The sequence below is a fragment of the Marinifilum breve genome, from assembly GCF_003202155.1.
GTDB lineage: Bacteria > Bacteroidota > Bacteroidia > Bacteroidales > Marinifilaceae > Marinifilum > Marinifilum breve.
Window position 1 is genome coordinate 508,721 of the sequence record NZ_QFLI01000002.1, and the last position, 19,730, is coordinate 528,450.

At 37.7% G+C, this 19,730-nt stretch carries 17 protein-coding genes; 14 read left to right on the forward strand and 3 right to left on the reverse strand.

All coding sequences use genetic code 11. The annotated features are described in order from the left end of the window. Positions 1-57: 57 nt before the first annotated feature. The 13 genes from DF185_RS06165 (at position 58) to DF185_RS06225 (ending at position 13,145) form a co-directional block, all read left to right on the forward strand. Entirely contained in the window at positions 58-663 is a 606-nt protein-coding gene (locus tag DF185_RS06165; RefSeq protein ID WP_110359862.1) for an SUKH-4 family immunity protein, read from the forward strand. A 120-nt stretch (positions 664-783) separates the two neighbouring features. Beyond that, positions 784-1,299 (forward strand): hypothetical protein, encoded by a 516-nt coding sequence (locus DF185_RS06170; RefSeq protein WP_110359863.1) that lies wholly within the window; start codon positions 784-786, stop codon positions 1,297-1,299. A gap of 189 nt (positions 1,300-1,488) precedes the next feature. Next, complete coding sequence (locus DF185_RS06175; protein ID WP_110359864.1) at positions 1,489-2,208, forward strand: suppressor of fused domain protein; 720 nt, start codon at positions 1,489-1,491, stop codon at positions 2,206-2,208. Between the two features lie 121 nt (positions 2,209-2,329). Then, positions 2,330-2,776, forward strand: a complete 447-nt coding sequence (locus DF185_RS06180) for a CPBP family intramembrane glutamic endopeptidase (RefSeq protein ID WP_165835958.1) — start codon at positions 2,330-2,332, stop codon at positions 2,774-2,776. Positions 2,777-2,941: 165 nt separating this feature from the next. After that, positions 2,942-3,562, forward strand: coding sequence for a hypothetical protein (locus tag DF185_RS06185; RefSeq protein ID WP_110359866.1), 621 nt, complete (start codon positions 2,942-2,944; stop codon positions 3,560-3,562). 197 nt (positions 3,563-3,759) lie between these two features. Next, positions 3,760-5,556 carry an ABC transporter ATP-binding protein gene (locus DF185_RS06190; protein ID WP_110359867.1) on the forward strand — a complete coding sequence of 599 codons (1,797 nt, stop codon included), beginning with the start codon at positions 3,760-3,762 and terminating at the stop codon, positions 5,554-5,556. A gap of 481 nt (positions 5,557-6,037) precedes the next feature. After that, entirely contained in the window at positions 6,038-7,804 is a 1,767-nt protein-coding gene (locus DF185_RS06195; protein ID WP_165835959.1) for a V-type ATP synthase subunit A, read from the forward strand. Then, entirely contained in the window at positions 7,801-9,108 is a 1,308-nt protein-coding gene (locus DF185_RS06200) for a V-type ATP synthase subunit B (RefSeq protein WP_110359869.1), read from the forward strand. Before DF185_RS06195 ends, DF185_RS06200 begins: the two co-directional genes overlap by 4 nt. Before the next feature lie 21 nt (positions 9,109-9,129). Beyond that, on the forward strand, positions 9,130-9,735 hold the full coding sequence (locus tag DF185_RS06205) for a hypothetical protein (RefSeq protein ID WP_110359870.1): 606 nt from the start codon (positions 9,130-9,132) through the stop codon (positions 9,733-9,735). 11 nt (positions 9,736-9,746) lie between these two features. Next, positions 9,747-10,238, forward strand: a complete 492-nt coding sequence (locus DF185_RS06210; RefSeq protein WP_133249973.1) for a hypothetical protein — start codon at positions 9,747-9,749, stop codon at positions 10,236-10,238. Beyond that, positions 10,238-10,846, forward strand: a complete 609-nt coding sequence (locus tag DF185_RS06215) for a V-type ATP synthase subunit D (RefSeq protein WP_110359872.1) — start codon at positions 10,238-10,240, stop codon at positions 10,844-10,846. Before DF185_RS06210 ends, DF185_RS06215 begins: the two co-directional genes overlap by 1 nt. A gap of 8 nt (positions 10,847-10,854) precedes the next feature. Further along, entirely contained in the window at positions 10,855-12,660 is a 1,806-nt protein-coding gene (locus tag DF185_RS06220; protein ID WP_165835960.1) for a V-type ATP synthase subunit I, read from the forward strand. Positions 12,661-12,686: 26 nt separating this feature from the next. Then, a complete protein-coding gene (locus DF185_RS06225; RefSeq protein ID WP_110359874.1) occupies positions 12,687-13,145 on the forward strand; it encodes an ATP synthase subunit C-like protein in 459 nt (152 codons plus the stop codon). Positions 13,146-13,825: 680 nt separating this feature from the next. On the opposite strand, the gene DF185_RS06230 is transcribed toward DF185_RS06225, so the two are convergent. Then, positions 13,826-15,127 (reverse strand): M18 family aminopeptidase, encoded by a 1,302-nt coding sequence (locus DF185_RS06230; protein ID WP_110359875.1) that lies wholly within the window; start codon positions 15,125-15,127, stop codon positions 13,826-13,828. 299 nt (positions 15,128-15,426) lie between these two features. On the opposite strand from DF185_RS06230, the gene DF185_RS06235 reads away from it, so the two are divergent. After that, positions 15,427-16,725, forward strand: coding sequence for an exonuclease domain-containing protein (locus DF185_RS06235; protein ID WP_110359876.1), 1,299 nt, complete (start codon positions 15,427-15,429; stop codon positions 16,723-16,725). Between the two features lie 173 nt (positions 16,726-16,898). On the opposite strand, the gene DF185_RS06240 is transcribed toward DF185_RS06235, so the two are convergent. Further along, positions 16,899-18,746 (reverse strand): prenyltransferase/squalene oxidase repeat-containing protein, encoded by a 1,848-nt coding sequence (locus DF185_RS06240; RefSeq protein ID WP_133249974.1) that lies wholly within the window; start codon positions 18,744-18,746, stop codon positions 16,899-16,901. A gap of 14 nt (positions 18,747-18,760) precedes the next feature. Further along, positions 18,761-19,729 carry a prenyltransferase/squalene oxidase repeat-containing protein gene (locus DF185_RS06245; protein WP_165835961.1) on the reverse strand — a complete coding sequence of 323 codons (969 nt, stop codon included), beginning with the start codon at positions 19,727-19,729 and terminating at the stop codon, positions 18,761-18,763. Position 19,730: the final 1 nt, after the last annotated feature.

Genomic DNA, 19,730 nt, shown 5'->3' on the forward strand with positions numbered 1-19,730 from the left:
CCTTGAAATGCCCAACGCCACATACACCAGACCGTTAGCAATCATTAAAAAGAACAAATGAATTTTGAAGAATATAAAGATGAATGGAAGATTTATTGTAATCAATTCATTGTATATGAACTGAAAAACATATTGAACCAAAATATACCTGAATGTGACAAGCAATTTTTAGCAGAGTTCGGACTTCCTAAAGATGCATCAATGTGTTTAAATTTTACGAATACCAATTACGACAATATCATTTTCAAAGAACTACCCCAGTTGTGTGATATGTATAATTTAGATTTAGAAGATTGGGATTCGATGGGTAACGAGTATAACAGTCATTACTGCATAGGTTCTGACGGGAGTGGAAATCCTATTTGCATTAATAGTTCTGGTGAAATAAGAGTGATACTGATGGATTATACATTATCTGGTCAATTTGAATGGGATTTAGTGAACACATCTACTGAAAAAATGGCTAAATGTTTAATAGAACAAGAACGGTTCGCTAAGAGTGTGCTTTCATCAACATTAGCTGAAACATTTTATGAAGCAGATATACCTGTAAAGCTTTTTAACAAATATTTTAATAAACTATCGGAGATAGACAAGAGTATCTTTGATAGAGAAAGTATATGGCATTTCGAAATTGAGGAACTGAAAGAAAGAATAAAATAACAAATCAATAACAGAATCTCAGTTTAATCATGCAATTCAGTTAAGATCAAAGCTATACTACCCTATTAGTTTGCCCTAACAACAAGAGACATTACATTTACTAACCCATAACTACACACTATGAAAACAAAATTTTTATTGCTCTTCGCATTTCTTTTATTCTCAATTCCAACAATTACAAATGCACAAAAGTGTAAGTATACTCACGAAAAAGTAGATGAATTTTCGGGGAAAGTGGAAAGAAGAATCGTGCAGAAGCATAATTTCTATTTCACCTTTGCTTTTTACAGATTAGGCGATGAGTATAGACTGGAATCCTATGTAAACATTCCTGGCGATCAGGCCTTTTTAATTCCTGAAGGAAGCAAATTGAATTTGAAATTGGGTGATAAGTCTATCATGGAACTCACTTCTGTTAAAAATGCAACTCCTCAGTCCTTTGTATCAGGCACTCAAATCTTTTCGGGCTTTGCCATGACCTATCCTATTAGCAAAGAACAACTGAAGCAAATTGAAGAAGTGGGCATCAAATTCATCAGAACTTACCTAAAGGATGAATCATACTACGACATGGCATTAAAAAAGAAAAAGATTGAAAAGACCAAAACCTATGCTAGCTGTATCGTTAAAGGTTAAAGTTTTTGATTCGTAGCTAAAAAACAAAATCTGAGGGCTGGACTGTAAAGCATAGCCCTCGCTGGTACACGATTCTATCGCGTTCCTTTTTAGAAAACCACATGAGAGGATTGATTTCATCGAACTTCGTTTCGTGCGGTAGCTGAGAGACAAGACATAACGCCATTACCTTAACAAATTAAAAAAACAATGGAAAAATCAGAATCGGGATCACCCATTTACAGATACGAAAATGTTCAACCAAAAGAATTTGAACCAGCAACGGGAGATTCTTCTATCGAAGAAATCTCGAATCATATAGAAAAATACGTTGGGAAGATCGAAACAGTATTCCACGAAATTATTTCGGACCAGGTTCATATTGATATACATTGGGTAAAGCCAACAAAAGAAAGACCATTTCATACTTTGATTACATCTGGAATGAGCGACAAGCCCATGACAACTCCAGAAGATGTGGTAGATGCGGACTTTGCCGAATTAAGCATTTGCTTGCCTGAAGAGTGGAAAATTTCAGAAGAGGATTTTAAAGATGAAAAGAATTATTGGCCCATTAGATGGTTGATATCTATGGCAAGATTTCCTCATGAATATGACACTTGGTTGGGATGGGGACATACATTACCCAATGGAGATCCGGCTGTGCCATTTGCTGAAAACACCGAGTTAAACACAATGCTCCTACTCCCTACTATTGTATTTGGTGAAGGTTTTCATGAATTAAAGCTCAAAGAAAAATCGATTAATTTTTACACCTTAATTCCCCTTTACAACGAAGAAGTTGAGTTGAAAATGAGAAAAGGCGTTGAAGCCTTATTCGATGGATTTGACAAATATGGAGTAACAGATATCTTAGATATTCATAGACCCAATACAACAAAGAAAAAGAAATGGCTTGGACTTTTTTAAAGAAATCAAGGTTTACGAAATTGGCAATTACACACTATTAGATTTGGCAGGAATATACTGGCAATAAACTATGAATAATTACAATAGACAAATCAAATTGTTATACTTTAAATGGCTACGATTGAAACCCATAAAATTCATCGTAGCTACCACTTTGTTGGGGATTGTATTCACCATTCCCATTAAACTGGTTCTTGATTTTGCAGGTGTTGGCGATAGTGATATAGGTGGATTCGATTTTGAGAAGTCTTCACTATTGGAAATGATCATTACGGTTATCATTTTGGCTCCTTTGATTGAAACATTGCTGTGTCAGTTGTTACCCATTAAATTGATTCAAGTATTTAAAAGAAATCATTCCAATTTGATTGCCTTATGGGTTTCTTCTCTGATTTTTTCCTTGGCTCATTACTCCTATAGTATTTGGTACAGCTTTATGGTTTTACCAATGGGATTCTTTCTTGCTAAAACCTATTTGGTGTTTCAAAGAAGAAAAGAATCCAGTTTTTGGATGACAACAGCTGTTCATGCGTCAAGAAACCTGATCGCTTTAATGGTAATCTTATAATGATGGGATATATTGATAAACATTGCCAAATTACCCCAAACCCCTAAAGGGGCTTATTCAACGCACTATTCCCTAATAAAAGGATGAGAATCTGTTAGCTCAATGAGATTGAGCGCGAGCTTGCAATACGATACAAATCACTAATAAAACAAAAAAACATTGATAATGAAATTTAAACTTTTGGTTCTGGCTTTATTCTTAAGTCATTTCACCTACTCACAATCTGTAAAAGATTCTCTATTGAAGAAAGACATTGTAAGCCTGGTTGAGAAAATGGAGTTTATGTATGGCTACGACCAGACTTTACGCGAGTATACTATTTACAAGACTTTCGATAAGTCGGAAACCAACAGAATAGAAAATCTAAGGGATAGTTTGAAAATGGAAGAGATTTCTTCCCGACAATTTGAATCGGAGGATGTGAAGAGGCTCATTTGGAAAAAATACATCAATCCTATGGATGCTGAGCGTACTGAGAGGATGATTGAAATTACAAAGAAATATGTTTTCCCAAGAGTGAAACGAATTAGAGAATATTATAAAAAAGACTTTATCGATCCAGAGTTTAACCCCCTAATCATATTTGTGCATTCACCTAAAGAATATTGGAAAGAGCTAAAAGAATTAATGCTTAATGAATACAAGCAGGAGCGAATTAACCAATGTCAGTATGGTTATTTGCTATGGCACTTTACGGGTCGGAAAAGTCTTCAACCCATGTTGGACAATGGATATGAAATGGTTACGGAAAATGGAAGAACACGACTGAAATCGACTTGTGATTAGCTCAAATCCCAAATAAAGAAAGCTTGTAACCAAACATTATCTCATCTATTTTGTGTATTATTAATACCGATAACTATTCAAAATATGCCTTTAGAGCGTTTCACTTCTAAAAGCACTTTGAATATGGATCGGCATTATACCAGCACATTTTAATTTTTAAATGGTATAAGAATAAAACCAAACAGTAATTCTACAGAATGGCAAGATCACACAGTAACGACACCTCTAATGTTCCTAAGGGAAAAATTAACCGCAGCGGATTAAGCAGCGCTTTGCGCTTGTACAAATATATCAAACCCTACAGAGGCCAATACTTTTTAGGGATGTTTTTCTTGTTAGGTTCCAGTTTGGCAAGTCTGGCTTTTCCCAAACTATTAGGCGATTTGGTGAATACGGGAAACAGTACCACTTTGGGACAAAGCCTGAACCAAACGGTTATTCTTATAGCGATTATCCTGGTGGTGCAAGCCACCTTTGCCTACTTCCGTATTGTGCTTTTTGTAAATGTTACCGAAAAATCCTTAGCTGCATTGCGTCAGGCCAGCTATCGTCATTTGATTAAGCTACCCTTACAGTTCTTCGAAACCAGAAGAGTTGGTGAGCTGAACAGCAGAATTTCGGCAGATGTAATTCAACTGCAGGAGACCATGACCAGTACCTTGGCCGATTTTATTCGACAAATTATTGTGATTACGGGTGGAATCATCCTATTGGCAGTGATCTCCATCAAGCTTACAGCCTTTATGCTGATTACACTCCCTCCTACCATGATAGCCGCGAGGTTCTTTGGTCGATTTATCCGTAAATTCTCCAAGGAAGTGCAAACCAAGGTTGCCGATTCGAATACCATTATTGAGGAAACCCTGCAAGGCATACAGAGTGTGAAGGCTTTTACCAATGAATTTCTAGAGATTTCCCGTTACAAGAAGAAAACTTTGGAAATTGCAGATTTGGGTATGACTCGTGGGAAATATCGAGGCGCTTTTTCTTCTTTCATCATTTTGGGATTGTTTGGTGCCATTGCTGCTATGGTTTGGCAGGGATCAAGATTGCTGCAGGCAGGAGAAATGGCTGCAGGAGACCTCTTCTCCTTTGTCATCTATTCGGTTTTTGTTGGCGGAACCATCAGTGGATTAGCCAATGTATATACCAATATCCAGAAATTTATTGGAGCAACAGAGGATCTGTTCAAAATATACGATGAAGTTCCGGAAGAAATTCAGGAGATCAAAGAGATCGAATCCAAATACAAAATGAATGGCTCTATACAGCTTAAAAACTTAAGTTTTGCCTATCCTTCCCGCTCGGAACAAAAGGTTTTGAATGATATCAATTTGGAGATTAGAAGCAACCAAATGGTGGCCTTGGTTGGGCATAGTGGTGCTGGTAAAAGTACCTTGGCTTCCCTCCTTTTAATGTTGCATCAACCACCAGGCAATAGTTTGTTTTACGATGAGCTCGATTGCCATGCTTATCCCTTATCTTCTTTAAGAAATCAGATTTCGCTGGTGCCACAGGATATTTTTCTTTTCGGAGGAAGTATCAAGGAGAATATTGGCTACGGAAAACCCGATGCCAGTGATCAGGAAATATTGGAAGCCGCACAAAAGGCCAATGCTATCGAGTTTATCGATCGTTTTCCTGAAAAATTTGATACCATTGTTGGTGAACGTGGTACTCAGCTTTCCGGCGGTCAACGTCAAAGAATAGCCATAGCTCGCGCCATTTTGAACGATCCTAAAATTCTGATTCTTGATGAAGCTACCTCATCACTGGATTCTGAATCGGAACAATTGGTACAGGAAGCATTAGAAAAGCTGATGCAAGGTAGAACCTCTATTGTTATTGCTCACCGCCTGTCGACGGTTAGACAAGCTGATGAAATTGTAGTGCTGGAACATGGTAAAATTGTAGAGAAAGGAAATCATGAGGAATTAATGACGCTATCCAATGGTCAATACAAAAAGTTAATTGAATTACAGTACTCCTCATAGGCAAAGAACTTTCTAGCAGTCATTCTACTTATAACAAGGTCATTTAAAGTGATCCCCCAGTTAGTTGTGTTAAAAATTGTTTTATATAAATACTCATTCCTCTTAAATTCTCGCAAACGATTTAGCATCTGATAATCTGCACATAACATTTTTTTCTGATTCGAATGATTCCATAACAAATGTTAAAAAGCCTGAAAAAGTACTAAACTTATTGTAATTTTTATCTCCATTTCATCTATCCAATTATATTTGTCTATGTCAAAATTCAATTGGCGACGTAAGAATGCTTACAGTTACTTATAGAGATTTCCTCCCACACTTTCTCCATACAGTAAGCAAGAATAACTAGGTATAACATTATTGAAAATTGAAATGCTTCAAAGAAGGAAGTTCATTTTTTGTTCATTTTTTGAACCAAACGAACTATTTGAGTCTATTTTGATATGTAATATAAATGAAAATTTATTTCAAATCCAATATGATGAAGAATAAACGAACAGGAACTCTAATCTCTATACAAGATTCGTTGGTAAAAGCACGATTCTATGGAGATGTTATTATGGGAGAAACCGCAGAAATAGCTGTGGATGGTAAAATGCTGCAAGCTGAGGTATTACAGATTACCCCAGATCCTAAAAAAGAGGATGCAGGGATTGCAGAGATGCAAGTATTTGAAGATTTAACAGGTGCAAAAATTGGCGATGAGGTTGAATTCAAGCATGATGCTTTATCAGTATTACTAGGACCGGGATTATTGACCAGCATTTGGGATGGATTGCAAAACTCTTTGTATCCTTTAAGTGAACAGGATTCCTATCTGAAACCAGGATTAAAAGCACCAGCATTAGATGAAGAAAAACTGTGGGAGTTTACACCTAGTGCTAAAGTTGGTGATGCTTTAAAAGGTGGAGATGCCATTGGATGGGTTATGGAAGGTCGCTTTGAACACAAAATTCTTGTACCATTCACCATTGGCAAGTGCGTTTTAGAAAGCATTATAGAGAAACAGGCGGTTAATATCAAAGAGGTAGTGGCTGTCATAAATGATGAACAAGGCACTCGACACGAATTAAAATTGGTATTCAGACAGGCAGTAAAAAGCCCGATCCCCTTTCAGGAAAGAGCCATTCCCAATAAAACCATTTCTACTGGTGTAAGGGTTATTGATTTACTGGCTCCTGTAAGTTATGGAGGAACTGTAGGTAATCCAGGACCATTTGGTGCAGGAAAAACAGTAATGCAACACTCTTTGTGTAAATATGCTTTAGCTGATATTATTATTATGGCTGCCTGTGGTGAACGTGCCGGTGAAGCGGTAGAGGTGTTTAAAGATTTTGCAGAGCTATCTGATCCATCAACCGGAGAATCCTTGATGAACCGAATGTGCATATTTGGAAATACCAGTTCGATGCCGGTTGCTGCTCGTGAAGCTAGTGTATTTATTGCCTTAACTGTTGGTGAATATTACCGCTATCAGGGATACAATGTAATTCTATTGGCGGATTCTACTTCGAGATGGGCACAGGCTCTTCGTGAACGAAGTGGTCGTCAGGGAGATATTCCAGGGCCAGAGGCTTTTCCAATGGATATTCCTGATCAGATCAAAGGAATGTATCAAAGAGCTGGAGCTGATTCGGCAACAGGAGGATCATTAACCTTTATTGGAACGGTATCACCTGCAGGGGGTAACTTTCAGGAACCGGTAACCCAGGCAACCATGGATGCAACAGGTGGATTCTGGGGATTATCGCAAGACCGAGCTGATGCCAAGAAATATCCGGCAATTGATCCTTTGGTTTATACTACTTCGGTATACGACAGCTTTATCTCGTGGGAAGACCGAGAAAAGATTTTACAAGTTTTAAATGAAGCAAATGGAATTGATCAGACCATTAGTACCATAGGCCTTAAAAAAGTTCCTGTTGAGAAATATGAGTTGTATCAAAAGGGACAAACCATAGATTTTTGTGTATTGCAACAAGATGCATTTCATGATTTGGATGCCTGTACACGACCTGAACGTTTGCAAATTATCAATCAAGCAGTTCAAAAATTGATTGACCAACCAATGCAATATTCAACCGAAGGAATGGATGACGAAGAGGTGAAAGAGATGATTAAATCGAAGTTTGATAATCTTCGTCAATGGTGGAAAGAATGGAACACTTATGCTCAAGATGAAGAACAAATCGAAACGCTAGCTATCAAAATCGATCAATTTATTTTACAAGAAGAATACGCATCATGATAAGAAAAGAGATAAATAAAATTAGTGAGGTTGGAAAAGCTTTGATTTCTGTTGAAGGAAATCCGGGAGTTGCATTGAATCATGTGGTTGAATTATTAAATGCAGATTCGAATCAAAGTCTGTCTTTTGCCAAAGCAATTAACATTAGCGAAGATTCAACAAGATTCCAGGTATTTAATGGTACACAAGGCTTAAGTACAAAAACAAAAATCAGAATTCATGAACGTCCGCTAACAGCAGGATTTTCGAAAAATATGCTTGGCAGATCATTCGATGGAATTGGAGAAGTGAACGATGGTGGTCCGGAAATCATTTACGAGAAGCAATTGTCTACTCGTTTGGATACCCTGAACCCAACTGTTCGATTGGTGCCAAAGCAAGCTTTGTGGACAGGTATTCCAATGATTGATGTATTCAACACTCTGGTAAAATCACAGAAAATTCCAATTTTTGCTGGTCCTACCGAACCTTACAACAAGCTACTATCGCAGATTGCACAAGGTGCCAAGGCTGATGTGATCATATTTGCAGGAATCGGCCTGAAGTTCGACGAATACCAATACTTTAAAAATGAGCTGTCAAAGTCAGGTAATATGGACAAAACCATCATGTTCTCGCATCTGGCGGGTGAATCACAGATCAAGGGTTTGATGTTGCCAGATGTTGCCTTGAGTGTAGCCCGCGAATTTGCCGATCAAGGAAAAGATGTTTTGGTTTTGCTTACCGATATGACCAACTGGTCGAACATTTTAAGAAATGTTGCCAACTATCAGGATATGATTCCTTCCCTTCAGGGATATCCGGGATCCTTATATTCTGAGCTGGCCAAAAGATACGAGGTTGCTGCCGATATCGAAGGCGCCGGTTCCATCACCATTATTGGAGCTACAACCTTGGAATCGCTTGAAGATCCTGTACCAGATAACACTGGATACATTACCGAGGGACAGTTCTTCCTTGAAAATGGAAAATTAAAACTTGCCCGTTCCCTATCACGATTGAAACAACAAGTAAATGGCGATACCAGAAATGATCATCGTGCCATTATGACGGCCATGGCTTCTCTTTTGGCTGAGGCTGAAAAAGCTTATGAAGCAGCTGAAGTTGGAGCTGCCAACGATCCATTCTCTCAGAAATTACTTCGCTATAGAAAAGATTTCATCGAGAAAGTAGAAGAGCCATTTGGCAAACCATTACAACTTGAGGAGGCTTTGGATCTGTGTTGGGACATTTTGCGTGAGCACTTTGATGCAGCAGAAACTGGCTTAAGTAAAAAGCTAATCGATCAGTACTGGAACAAGTAAAATCAACTAAAAATCTCAAAAATGAACAACAATATAGAAAATCTTGAAGGCATTGTTTTAAAACTAAAGGAACAAGGAGTTGAAGCTGGCGAATCGGAAAAGAAACAAATCATTGAAAATGCAAAACAACAGGCTGATGATTTAATCTCAATTGCAAAATTAGAAAGAGATAATATACTTAGAAAAGCGCAGAACGATGCGGCCCTTTTAGAACAAAACACCCAAGCTGCTTTAAAGCAAGCTTCTAGAGATATGGTAGAAGCGACAAAAGTATCGGTGTTGGAACACCTAAAAGAGATATTTGGAAAACAGTGTGACAATTTATTCACTCAGGAACAATACATACAAGAAATATTGAATGCTGCTGTTAAAAGTATTCCCGGTGATAAAGAGGTAGCAGTACCCGCTCAAGTTGCTCAAAACATGGAAAACTACCTGATTGATCAATCGCTTCAGGAGGAGATTAAGCTAAAACCTTTACAAACGAGTGAGACTAAAATTGAGATTCATCCAAAAAAGGAGAAGGGAATGCAGTATGTGGTGAGCTCGCAAGACATAGAAAATGGCCTGTTCTCACTATTGAATAAGGATTTAGTAGAATTATTAAGACAAAATGGGGAGGAATAATCATGGCAAACATGATCTATTTATTAAGCAGTCTGCCATCCTTAAGTTTTGATCAACACCCTCCCATTACAATGGAAGAATTTTTATCGGATGCCAAAGCACAGTTGGGTTCGGGAAGATTTCAAAAGCTGGAAAGTCTAGATTTTAAAGAAGTGGATACTTTCAATAAAGATTTGAAAGGCTTCGATAAAATTATGCTTCAGTACCGCGATGATCTTAAAGAAATCCGAAAAGCCAAAGCAGAGAATCGAACACCTGGCTTAATGATTCTATCAAACGATCTGGTTTCAAAAAATCCATTGGAGTGTGAAAAGTCGATCATGAAATGGCAGTGGGACGAGCTTTCTTCTCTTGAGGCAGGAGAAAATTTCACTTTTACTGAGATTCTGATTTACAAGCTCAAACTACAAATTTTGAGCAGGCTGGAATCATTTCAGGTGGAAAAAGGCAGACAGGTGCTTGAAAGTGTGGTTAACCCAAAAATGAAGGAGGACAATTCGTAATGGCAGGTATTAAAATTAAATATACAAAAACGGAGCAGGCTCGTCAGAAAAAGATTTTAAAAGTTTCCTTAAGGATGCTGCCCCTTTTCGAGGCCATGGAAAAATCCTTAATGGCTACGATTAATACAATTGCAGAAAAGATCCTTCACATTAGGGAAAACATTGAGCAAAACCAAAAGCAAGCAGAAAGCTGGATAGCCGTTTTAAACGACTCATGGATTAATGTTGACAATTTTATCTCTGTAAACGAAATCATTACCAAACAGGTAGATGTTGCCGGTGTAAGAGTACGACAATTTGAACGTGTGGATTTTAATATCAACCCGATTCATGATGATGCTCCCCTGTGGCTAGACAATGCCATTGATTTGATGAAAGAGCAGCTTCAGTTGCTTGCCGAAATTGATTGCTTGCAAAAGCAAATTGAGATTTTGGAAGAAGAATTAATGGAAGTGAGAGCTCGTGTGAAGCTTTTCGAGAATCGAAGAATTCCAAATGCCAAAATGGCGATCCGAAAAATCGGACAAAAATTGCAAGATGATGAGCGCCTAACCATTGCTACAGCAAAAGTGGTTAAAACCAAAAAATTAGAGGAGGCAGTATCATGATTATAAAAATGAAAAAATTGCTCTTGTTCCTGCCAAATTCAGAGAAAGACATCAAGGCTAACCTTGCTATTTTAGGTGAGTTGGGTATGGTACATATTGCTCCTTTTCAGTTGCCGAAAGATGGTTCGATTGATAAAGTTGACAGCCGTGTAAAGCAATTAAAAAAGGCAATCCAGATTCTTGATCAGTACAAGAGTAAGGAAAGCGATCCAATTGTCAATACAGACCGAATTGATAAACTCACAAAGGATGAAAACTCCTTGCTTGAAAAGATATTGAGCACTGAGAAGGAATATCAGAATCTGTTACAAGAAAAAGAAAGACTGAACGAAAACCTGGATTGGTTTAAGGATTGGGGAACTATTGCATTAGATGACTTTAAACTGTTACAACAAAAGGGGGTTTTTATTCGATTGTATTTGGCCAATGACAAGGATTTAAAGGCTATTTCAGAGCAAGATCAGTTTTCTATTGTTGGGAAATTAAACGAGCTGCACCAAATTGTTTTCGTAGCAGAAAATGAAGATCAGAAATTAAATCTAACCGAAGTTAAACTTCCTGAATATGGGAAAAATGAGGTAGTGGATCTGATCAACCAAAACGAAGCCATACTAAAGCAATGTCAAAATCTGCTCACAGCCCTTTCGCTACTTCAAGGCATTCTTGTTAAGGCGCTGGCATTGGAAAGTAAAAGTTTGGATCTAAAAAAGGTGGAGTTTAGTGGCCAAAAGTTAGATGAGCAAATTGTTTATTGGAAAGGCTATATGCCCGAAGAATCGGTTGAGAACTTGATTCGGCTTGCAGAAGAAAATTCCTGGGGATATGTAATTCAAGATCCCAATGAAGATGAAACTGATGAAGTTCCAACTTTATTTAAAACAGCCAAATGGGCCGAAAAAATTAAGCCTGTAATGAACTTTATGGGTTTGGTTCCTGGCTACAAAGAGCTGGATGTATCGAAGATATTCATGATCTTCTTTACCTTTTTCACAGGAATATTGGTTGGGGATGCCGGGTATGGACTAGTATTTTTACTGATCACCTTTCTGGTGCATCGCAAAAAGAAATTTGCAAGCTCAATCGAATTTCAATTGATGTACACACTTTCAGCAGCCATAATGATATGGGGCATTTTAACCGGCACCTATTTTGGTTCTGAGGCCATTGCTGAAATATCAATTTTAAATCAGCTCAGAATTGAAAAACTCGCAAGTTTTGGTGGCGATAGCATCTTCATTCAAAAACTGATGTTTGTAATTGGAGCTTTGCACCTTAGCATAGGGCATTTGCAAATGGCCTGGAAATACAACAATAGTATAAAAGCGCTAGGACAACTGGGATGGGTAGCCATTGTTTGGGGATTGTATGGAGTGGTAAACAATTTGGTATTGGGATTGGAATCTCAGCCAATTACCCCCTATCTGTTCGCACTAGGCATCAGCATGGTGGCTTTGTTTTCCCATACTGGTTCAAATTTCTTTAAGGGAATGCTTTCTTCCTTAGGAAATCTGCCCCTAAGCATTATTAATGGATTCTCGGATATCATTTCCTACATCAGACTTTATGCCGTTGGATTATCAACCGTATTAATGGCTACAAGTTTTAACAATATGGCCATTGGTGATGGAGTTACAACCGTAGTTTCGGGCATAAGTGCCGTTATCGTGCTGATATTGGGACACGGATTAAACATGGTACTTGCAGGCATGGCGGTATTGGTACATGGTGTACGATTAAATATGCTGGAATATGCAGGTCACGCAAGTGTAGAGTTCTCGGGAAGAGAATACAAGCCTTTTAAATTAAAAAAATAAAAATCAACAAATAAAACTTTAAGAACATGACTTTATTAACAGTAGTATCAGGATTTGGTGGACACGCAATCGCTTTAGGAATCGCAGGAGTTGGATCGGCAATAGGAACAGGAATGGCAGCCATGGGCGCAATGGGTCTTTGGAAACAATCCATCAAAGACAAGAAAAAACTTCCTTCATTGGCTCTTGCAATGGTTGGTATGCCATTGAGCCAGGTAATTTATGGTATGATTTTCATGAATTCGATGATTGGAGCCAACCTTAATCCTGATAGCTATGGCAATCAAATGATTTGGGCATTTTTCGTAGGTCTTGCTATTGCTGCATCTGCGATTATGCAAGGAAAAGTTGGAGCTGCTGCTTGTGCTAACCTGGCTGTTGACGACAAACAAGGATCAGGTATGTATATTGCTGCTATGGGGGTTATCGAAACAGTGGCTCTACTTGCAATGGTATTTGGAATGGGTGGCATTCCAAGTGTTTAATACCACCTTTGGTATTAATAAAAACTCAATAATTAGTTAGGCCAAGTCAAGCATATTGCTGATTTGGCCTTTGTTGTATTCTTACCATAAGAAATTGCTGTCCGCGATAGCAAATTTGGGGTCTGGGATAGCAAATTTCCTATCCCAAATAGCAATATTCCTCTCCAGAACCTCGGCCTAGGGCAAAACAACAGCAAATTTGCTATTGACATACATCAAACTTTCTATCTGCTAGGGCAAGTTTTCCCTATTTGCACATCAAATTGCTATGCTAAGGCTCGAGTTTTCCCTCAGAGAGATCTAATTTGCCCTAAAAATATTCGAGCTGCCGAAAAAATAGATAGCAATTTGCTATCTGTGACCCCAAATTTTCCCTCTAGAATAGAAAAGTCGAGGGTACGAACCCCAATATTGACCTATTGCAGACCTCTTTTCCTATCGGCGATAGCAAATTTGCTATCCCGCACCCCTTTTTTGAGCCTTTTAAGGGAAAAATCGAGGGTAAAATCAGCTACATCGTTCTGGTAAATAGAAATTAAGAGGTTTTATGAAGAAATGTAGATCTCCCTTATAGAAAACTTGTAATCCTGAAGGGTATTAATAAAGTAACACAATTCATATCTCCAAACAAAAAAGGCAACACCAATGTGCTGCCTTTCAAATATCATATTTTGTAGTTCTTACAATCCGAAGAAGTAAGTAAATACTTTACGAACGAAAGCATTGTCTTCTACTCCACCTGTTTCGCGAACCGAGTGCATTCCGAACATTGGGTTACCTATGTCAACGGTACGAATATCAACCTGACCAGTTGATACATTACCCAGTGTGCTACCTCCAACTAAGTCGGAACGATTCACAAACTTTTGATAAGGAACATCAGCATTCTTACACAATGTTTCGAATACTGTACCCGAATCACCATCGGTAGTATATTTTTGGTTTGCATGGATCTTAATTACCGGTCCTTTATTAATAAACGGGCGGTTTGTAGGATCGTGCTTCTCACCAATATTTGGATGAACAGCGTGAGCCATATCCGCCGAAATCATGAAAGAGCTGTAGATGGCACGGTGCAATGCTTCCATATCTTTACCCAATTTGAAAACAATGCGCTGCAAGATGTGACGCAATACCGGAGAACCTGCTCCCTGCTTGGTTACACTTCCCACTTCTTCGTTATCGAAAATGGCAAGCATTTGAGTTTTCTTAGAGTTACCAACCGACAATAAAGCCTTTAAACCCGCATGAGCCATTGCCAAATCATCCAAACGTGGAGAAGAGATAAACTCGTCATTCAATCCGAAGATGCATCCTTTTTCAACTTCAAATAGGTTCACATCAAAATCGATAATGGCTTCAGCATCAATTTTCAATTCTTCGGCAATCAATTTCACCAAACAATTGTCCTTCTCCATCTCTTCTGTAATCATAGAAAGCAATGGAAGCATATCTTTCTGCTTATTCAATGCAACACCATCGTTTACCGCGCGATTCAAGTGAATTGCCAGGTTAGGAATCACCATCAAAGGACGATCAATCTTTACATACAAATGCTCTGGATGCAAAGGATCGTTTGATTTTACCGATACACGACCAGCAATAGAAAGCGGACGATCCATCCATGTATTCAAGATTGGACCACCGTAAACTTCTGTATTTAATTTGATATAGTTTCCTTCAACTTCAATTTCAGGATTTGGTTTGATTTTAAAACCTGGTGCATCAGAGTGAGCACAAATCATTTGGAATCCTTCTTCTTCAATCTCTCCCGTTCCAATTTGAAAAGCGAAAATAGCTGATCCATTTTTTGTTGTAAAGTACTTTCCTCCCTTTTCAACCTTCCACTCATCACGAAGATCTAACTCCTGAAATCCAGCCTCATTTAATTCTTTTCTGATATTATTTACCGCATGGTATGTACTCGGACTTCCATGAATAAAATCGATTAATTCTTGTGCTTGTTGTTTTGAATTACTCATAGTGTATGTTTTAATATTGTCTTCAAAATTCGAGTCTCAAATCTACACTATTTTTAATAATTAGGAATTATAAATGATGAGTTATTAATGGATTTTTAACTCATAATTTATCATTCATAACTCATAATTTCTATATTTGCTCTAATACCGATTATTAATTAATATGAGCCATTTGTTCGTATCACTCCAAATGCCTAACTAATTATATATCGGCATTTCAATTTAATATTTCACAGTTTCGCTTATGCTCACTCTGAAATTTAAATGGTATAATCAGATTACCCTAATAAAAACTAACTATGACAAACGATCCAATACTGGAACTATATAAGCATCAATTTGCAATCATTTCACTCGAAACTACAGGTATTTCACCGAAACATGGAGATCACCTTGTTGAATTGGCCATTCAAACTGTAAATTGGAACGGAGAATTATTGGATAGCTACGAAACACTTGTTCATCCTGGAAAAGATATTGAAGGTTTTCAAATTCATGGCATTACCGATGATATGGTGAAAAGTGCACCTTCGGCTTCGGATGTTGTTCCCGATATTCTTTCTCGCCTAAATGGCAAAACTTTGGTAGCTCACGATCTGGATTTTACCGTTCGCTTTTTAGAACCAATTCTAAATGGCAGTATGCCTAAACTGGAAGGGATTTGTACTTTAAAACTTTTCGATTTGGTAGCTCCCGATTCAGGTTTGCGTAGATTGGAGCAGCTGTGTACTTATTACGATATTGAATTTTCCGTGCGCCATAGCGCCAAATCTGATTCACTGGCAACAGCAAAGCTTTTCTCAATTCTAAAAAACTTGTATGCTCAGCAAAACGAGATTGAAGACTTTGTAGAAAACTTCCTTCATTTGATTGAAATTGAAGATTGCCCGAAAGAGCGCAATATCTTCATGAAACGCAAGGAAGCCAAGAATATCGCCAACATCCAAAAAACCAAACTTTACGACTTACTGAACAGGTTAACCTCCAGTGCCGGTGATTCTGTACCTGTACGTCAGTATTTGAATGTTTTGGATCGTGCTTTGGCAGATCGCATTCTGGAAGAGAAAGAGATTTTCTCCTTGGTAGATTTGGCTACTGTATACAAACTTTCGAAAGAGCAGGTAATGGAAATTCATGAGGAGTACTTGCGAAAGCTGATTCGCATTTACCTATTGGATGAAATTCTTACCAATGCCGAAATGGATGACCTTCATTTGGTTTCTGATTTGCTTTGTATTCTTCCGAAAGAATTGGATTTGTTAATAGAATATGAACGAACCAAAATTCCAATTACTACACCTGGAGTACAGAAACAATTGAAATCATTGACAGGAAAAAGCGTTTGTTTCTCTGGTCATCTCAACTGCAAGATCAACGGTCAAAGAATCGATCGTGAATTGGCACAGCAATTGGTGAAAGAGCGTGGTTTAATTGTAAAACGAGTGGTTTCTAAAAATGTAGATTACCTGATTACAGCTCATGCAGAACAATTCTCTAGCAAAGGTCGAAAGAATCGCAAAGCCATGGAATATCATGTAAATGTGATGGATGAGAAGATCTTCTGGGAGATGATTGGAGTAGTTGTAGACAATGAATAACTATCAATTAACAATGAATAATATGGGCGCGAATTTTCGTGCCTTTTTTTAGCTCCTGCAAATTTGTGATTTACAGCTTAGATGTTCTGGATTTTTAATTCAAATATATTACAAAAGAATTAAAAAATTCTTAGCCCAAAAATCCCTGATTATAAATCAGGGATAGCTACTACTTAATGAGACTCACTCGCAGTTGAAAACTCGTAATTCGTAATTGATTTATGCACTTCATATAATGCAGAGCTTGCAAATACCAATGGATACATATCCTCAAAATACCAAAGTGAAGCAAAGTACAATCCTATAGGGGTAGCTTTAATATCATTCAAATCATTAGGAAGATGAAGTTGTAACCACTTCAATCCATTATTTATTTCTTCTTGATTTTGAATTGAAGCCAAGGCACGAATTGCTAAGGAAGTTTCCTCAATTGTAGAGATCAGATTTGCATTTCCTCCCCATCCTCCATCTCCATTCTGAGCAGATTGTAGAAAGGCTATAGCTTTGTTTTTAACTTCACGTAGTCCTTTTAAAACATCTGGATTTAAATCACTTAGAGAATATAATACAATAGAGGTCCCATAGACAGGATTTTCATGCTGCAAATCGTCCTCATTTCCAAACCATAAAGGCAACCATGAGCCATTATCTAGTTGCGAGTTCTGCAAATACCTCCACGCTTTCTGGATACTTTTATCCGCCTTACCTCTGGTTTGGGCATCCAGTTTATCTCGCCAAAGAGATAATGATTTTATGGCATGTGCGGTAATATCAGGACAAGAACAGTCGAACGGCAATTTACCCCAACCTTTACAGAAAGTAGGTAATCCTCCATCATTATTCTGAAGCTCACATAACCAATTCACACCATTTTTTATCGCCTCAATGGGAATATTCTGATATTCGTTCAATTTATGCAATGCAATCAATGCTCCCGAAGTATCATCAGCATCCGGTACTCCTCCTTGTAAATGAGTCCATGCCCAACCTCCTGGTTTTGCCTTTGTAAATGGGTGAATATTCTTTAACTGGAAATCCAGATAATAAGAAACAAGCTTATCTCTATCCCTAATTTCAGATAAAATACTACCATCTAAAGCATTTACTGATAATGAGGTTACCCAAGTTGCCAAATGAGTATCAATCGGCCAAGATCCATCCTCACGAATGGAATGTTCCAAAAAGTTTGCTGCTTTCTGGCAAACCTCTAAATCTCGCTCTCCTGCTCCAATTAAGCTCATTAGTACAAAACCCGTTAAAGGAGCTGCTTCTAAGAAGCCTCCATTTCCAGGCTGTTTTTCTGATAGGATCTGTAGAACTTTTGGTTTTACCGATTGGTTCAGCTTCTTCGTTAATTGATTGGGTTTACAATGATGTGCTTTTACCAAGCCAATCGCAATCAACGCCGGAATTGCATAGCTTACCACTGATAAATTTAAAAACTTAAAAAGCTGATCGGGAAATACAGCCATTTGAAACGGTAGTTGTGGAACCAATTTCCAGCCATCATCTCCTAATCTTCCAGATAGAGCACACATAGAAAGAATCGGCACCGAAAAAGTTTGATCACTTTGATAATGATTCAGAATAGCTGTACTTATGGATTCAGGATCCAATTTCTTCAAACGATCAGTCAACCAATTCTCGGCATTTTGAATGCATTCTGTAAACTCAGGACGATCTTTGGCAATTGAAAAACAAGCCCATGTAAGCAAAGTCGTACTCAAATTACTTTTACTTCTTATGGTATCGCCCCAGCCACCATCTAAATTGGCATTATGAGCCAACCAGAACAATCCTTTGTTGATATGAGTGTCGTATTTCTTTTTATCGTATTTCCATAATGCAAAAACCGCTACAGAAGTTGATAAAGCACTACTTGATAATTTTCCATCCCAATATCCATTCTCATTTCGAAGGGAAAGAATATGATCGTCAAGCTTTTCTTTTAGGTTTTGTATGTGGTCGTAATTGGAAATCATGTCTTTGTTTAGTTTAGCAATTGGTAATCTTTCATCCACACACGGAGTCTCTATTAAGATAACACCCCCAAGCCTAAAAGAGCATAATAGGTGTATTCCACGTCACATGACATATCTGCAATACTTCCGAAAAAGCCCCCTGACTCATCCCAGTGTAGGTTGATGAAATTTAAGGAATTTTCAGCAAACGAGTCCATATTTTCACCAGACATTTTCAGGGCTAATAAAGCGGTAGCTGTTGATAAAAGATCTGAAACAGGCACGCCTGTAGCGGCAATAAATCCAGCTCTCTTCGATCTCTTTTCAAGTAACCACTCCTTACTTTTTCCATGATTTGAATTCATGATCATACCAGCTGCCGTAGCTGAAGTAACACCATCAGAACTATTGCTCTCATTCGCATATGAACCGTTATCCAATATTAATGACTGATTCGCATTTTGAATTTCTTCAATAGAATCCTCTTCTATTTGCAAATCCTGGTATAAAGTCCACATTAAATAATTCGCATAAACCGTTGATTGCTCTTCTTCTTTTGCATTGTGATTGTACCCATCATCTTTAGAGATATAAGTTTCTAATTCCCATAAAACCGCCGAGCAATCATTCATTGTTTTTTTTGCCAATTTTCCTACAATAAGATCTTTAGCAAAGCCTATTCTCAAATATTTAGTGGCCTTAAATCCTGTTTTTTGTTTTAAATCTATAAGGTGAAGCAAATAGAAAGCCCTTACCAAACAAACAGAATGTACAAAATCAAGATTCTTTTGATCGAATTGTTTTAGGTATTCTTTCTCTCTAGTAATATCTAATTTCAAATCTAAAACCAAAGCAAGCGTATACCCAAAAACCGAGTAGTACAAATCGGATTTGCCAGCTTTGTCAATAAACCCTCCTGATTCACATTTTTGGGAACGTAAAAACGAAAGAATATGGTTTTGAGCTTCTTCACTTAACGCTTCTTTTGCTCCTAAAAGTGATTCCAATATGATTTGGTTACAGTTGATTGATTTTCTAGACAAT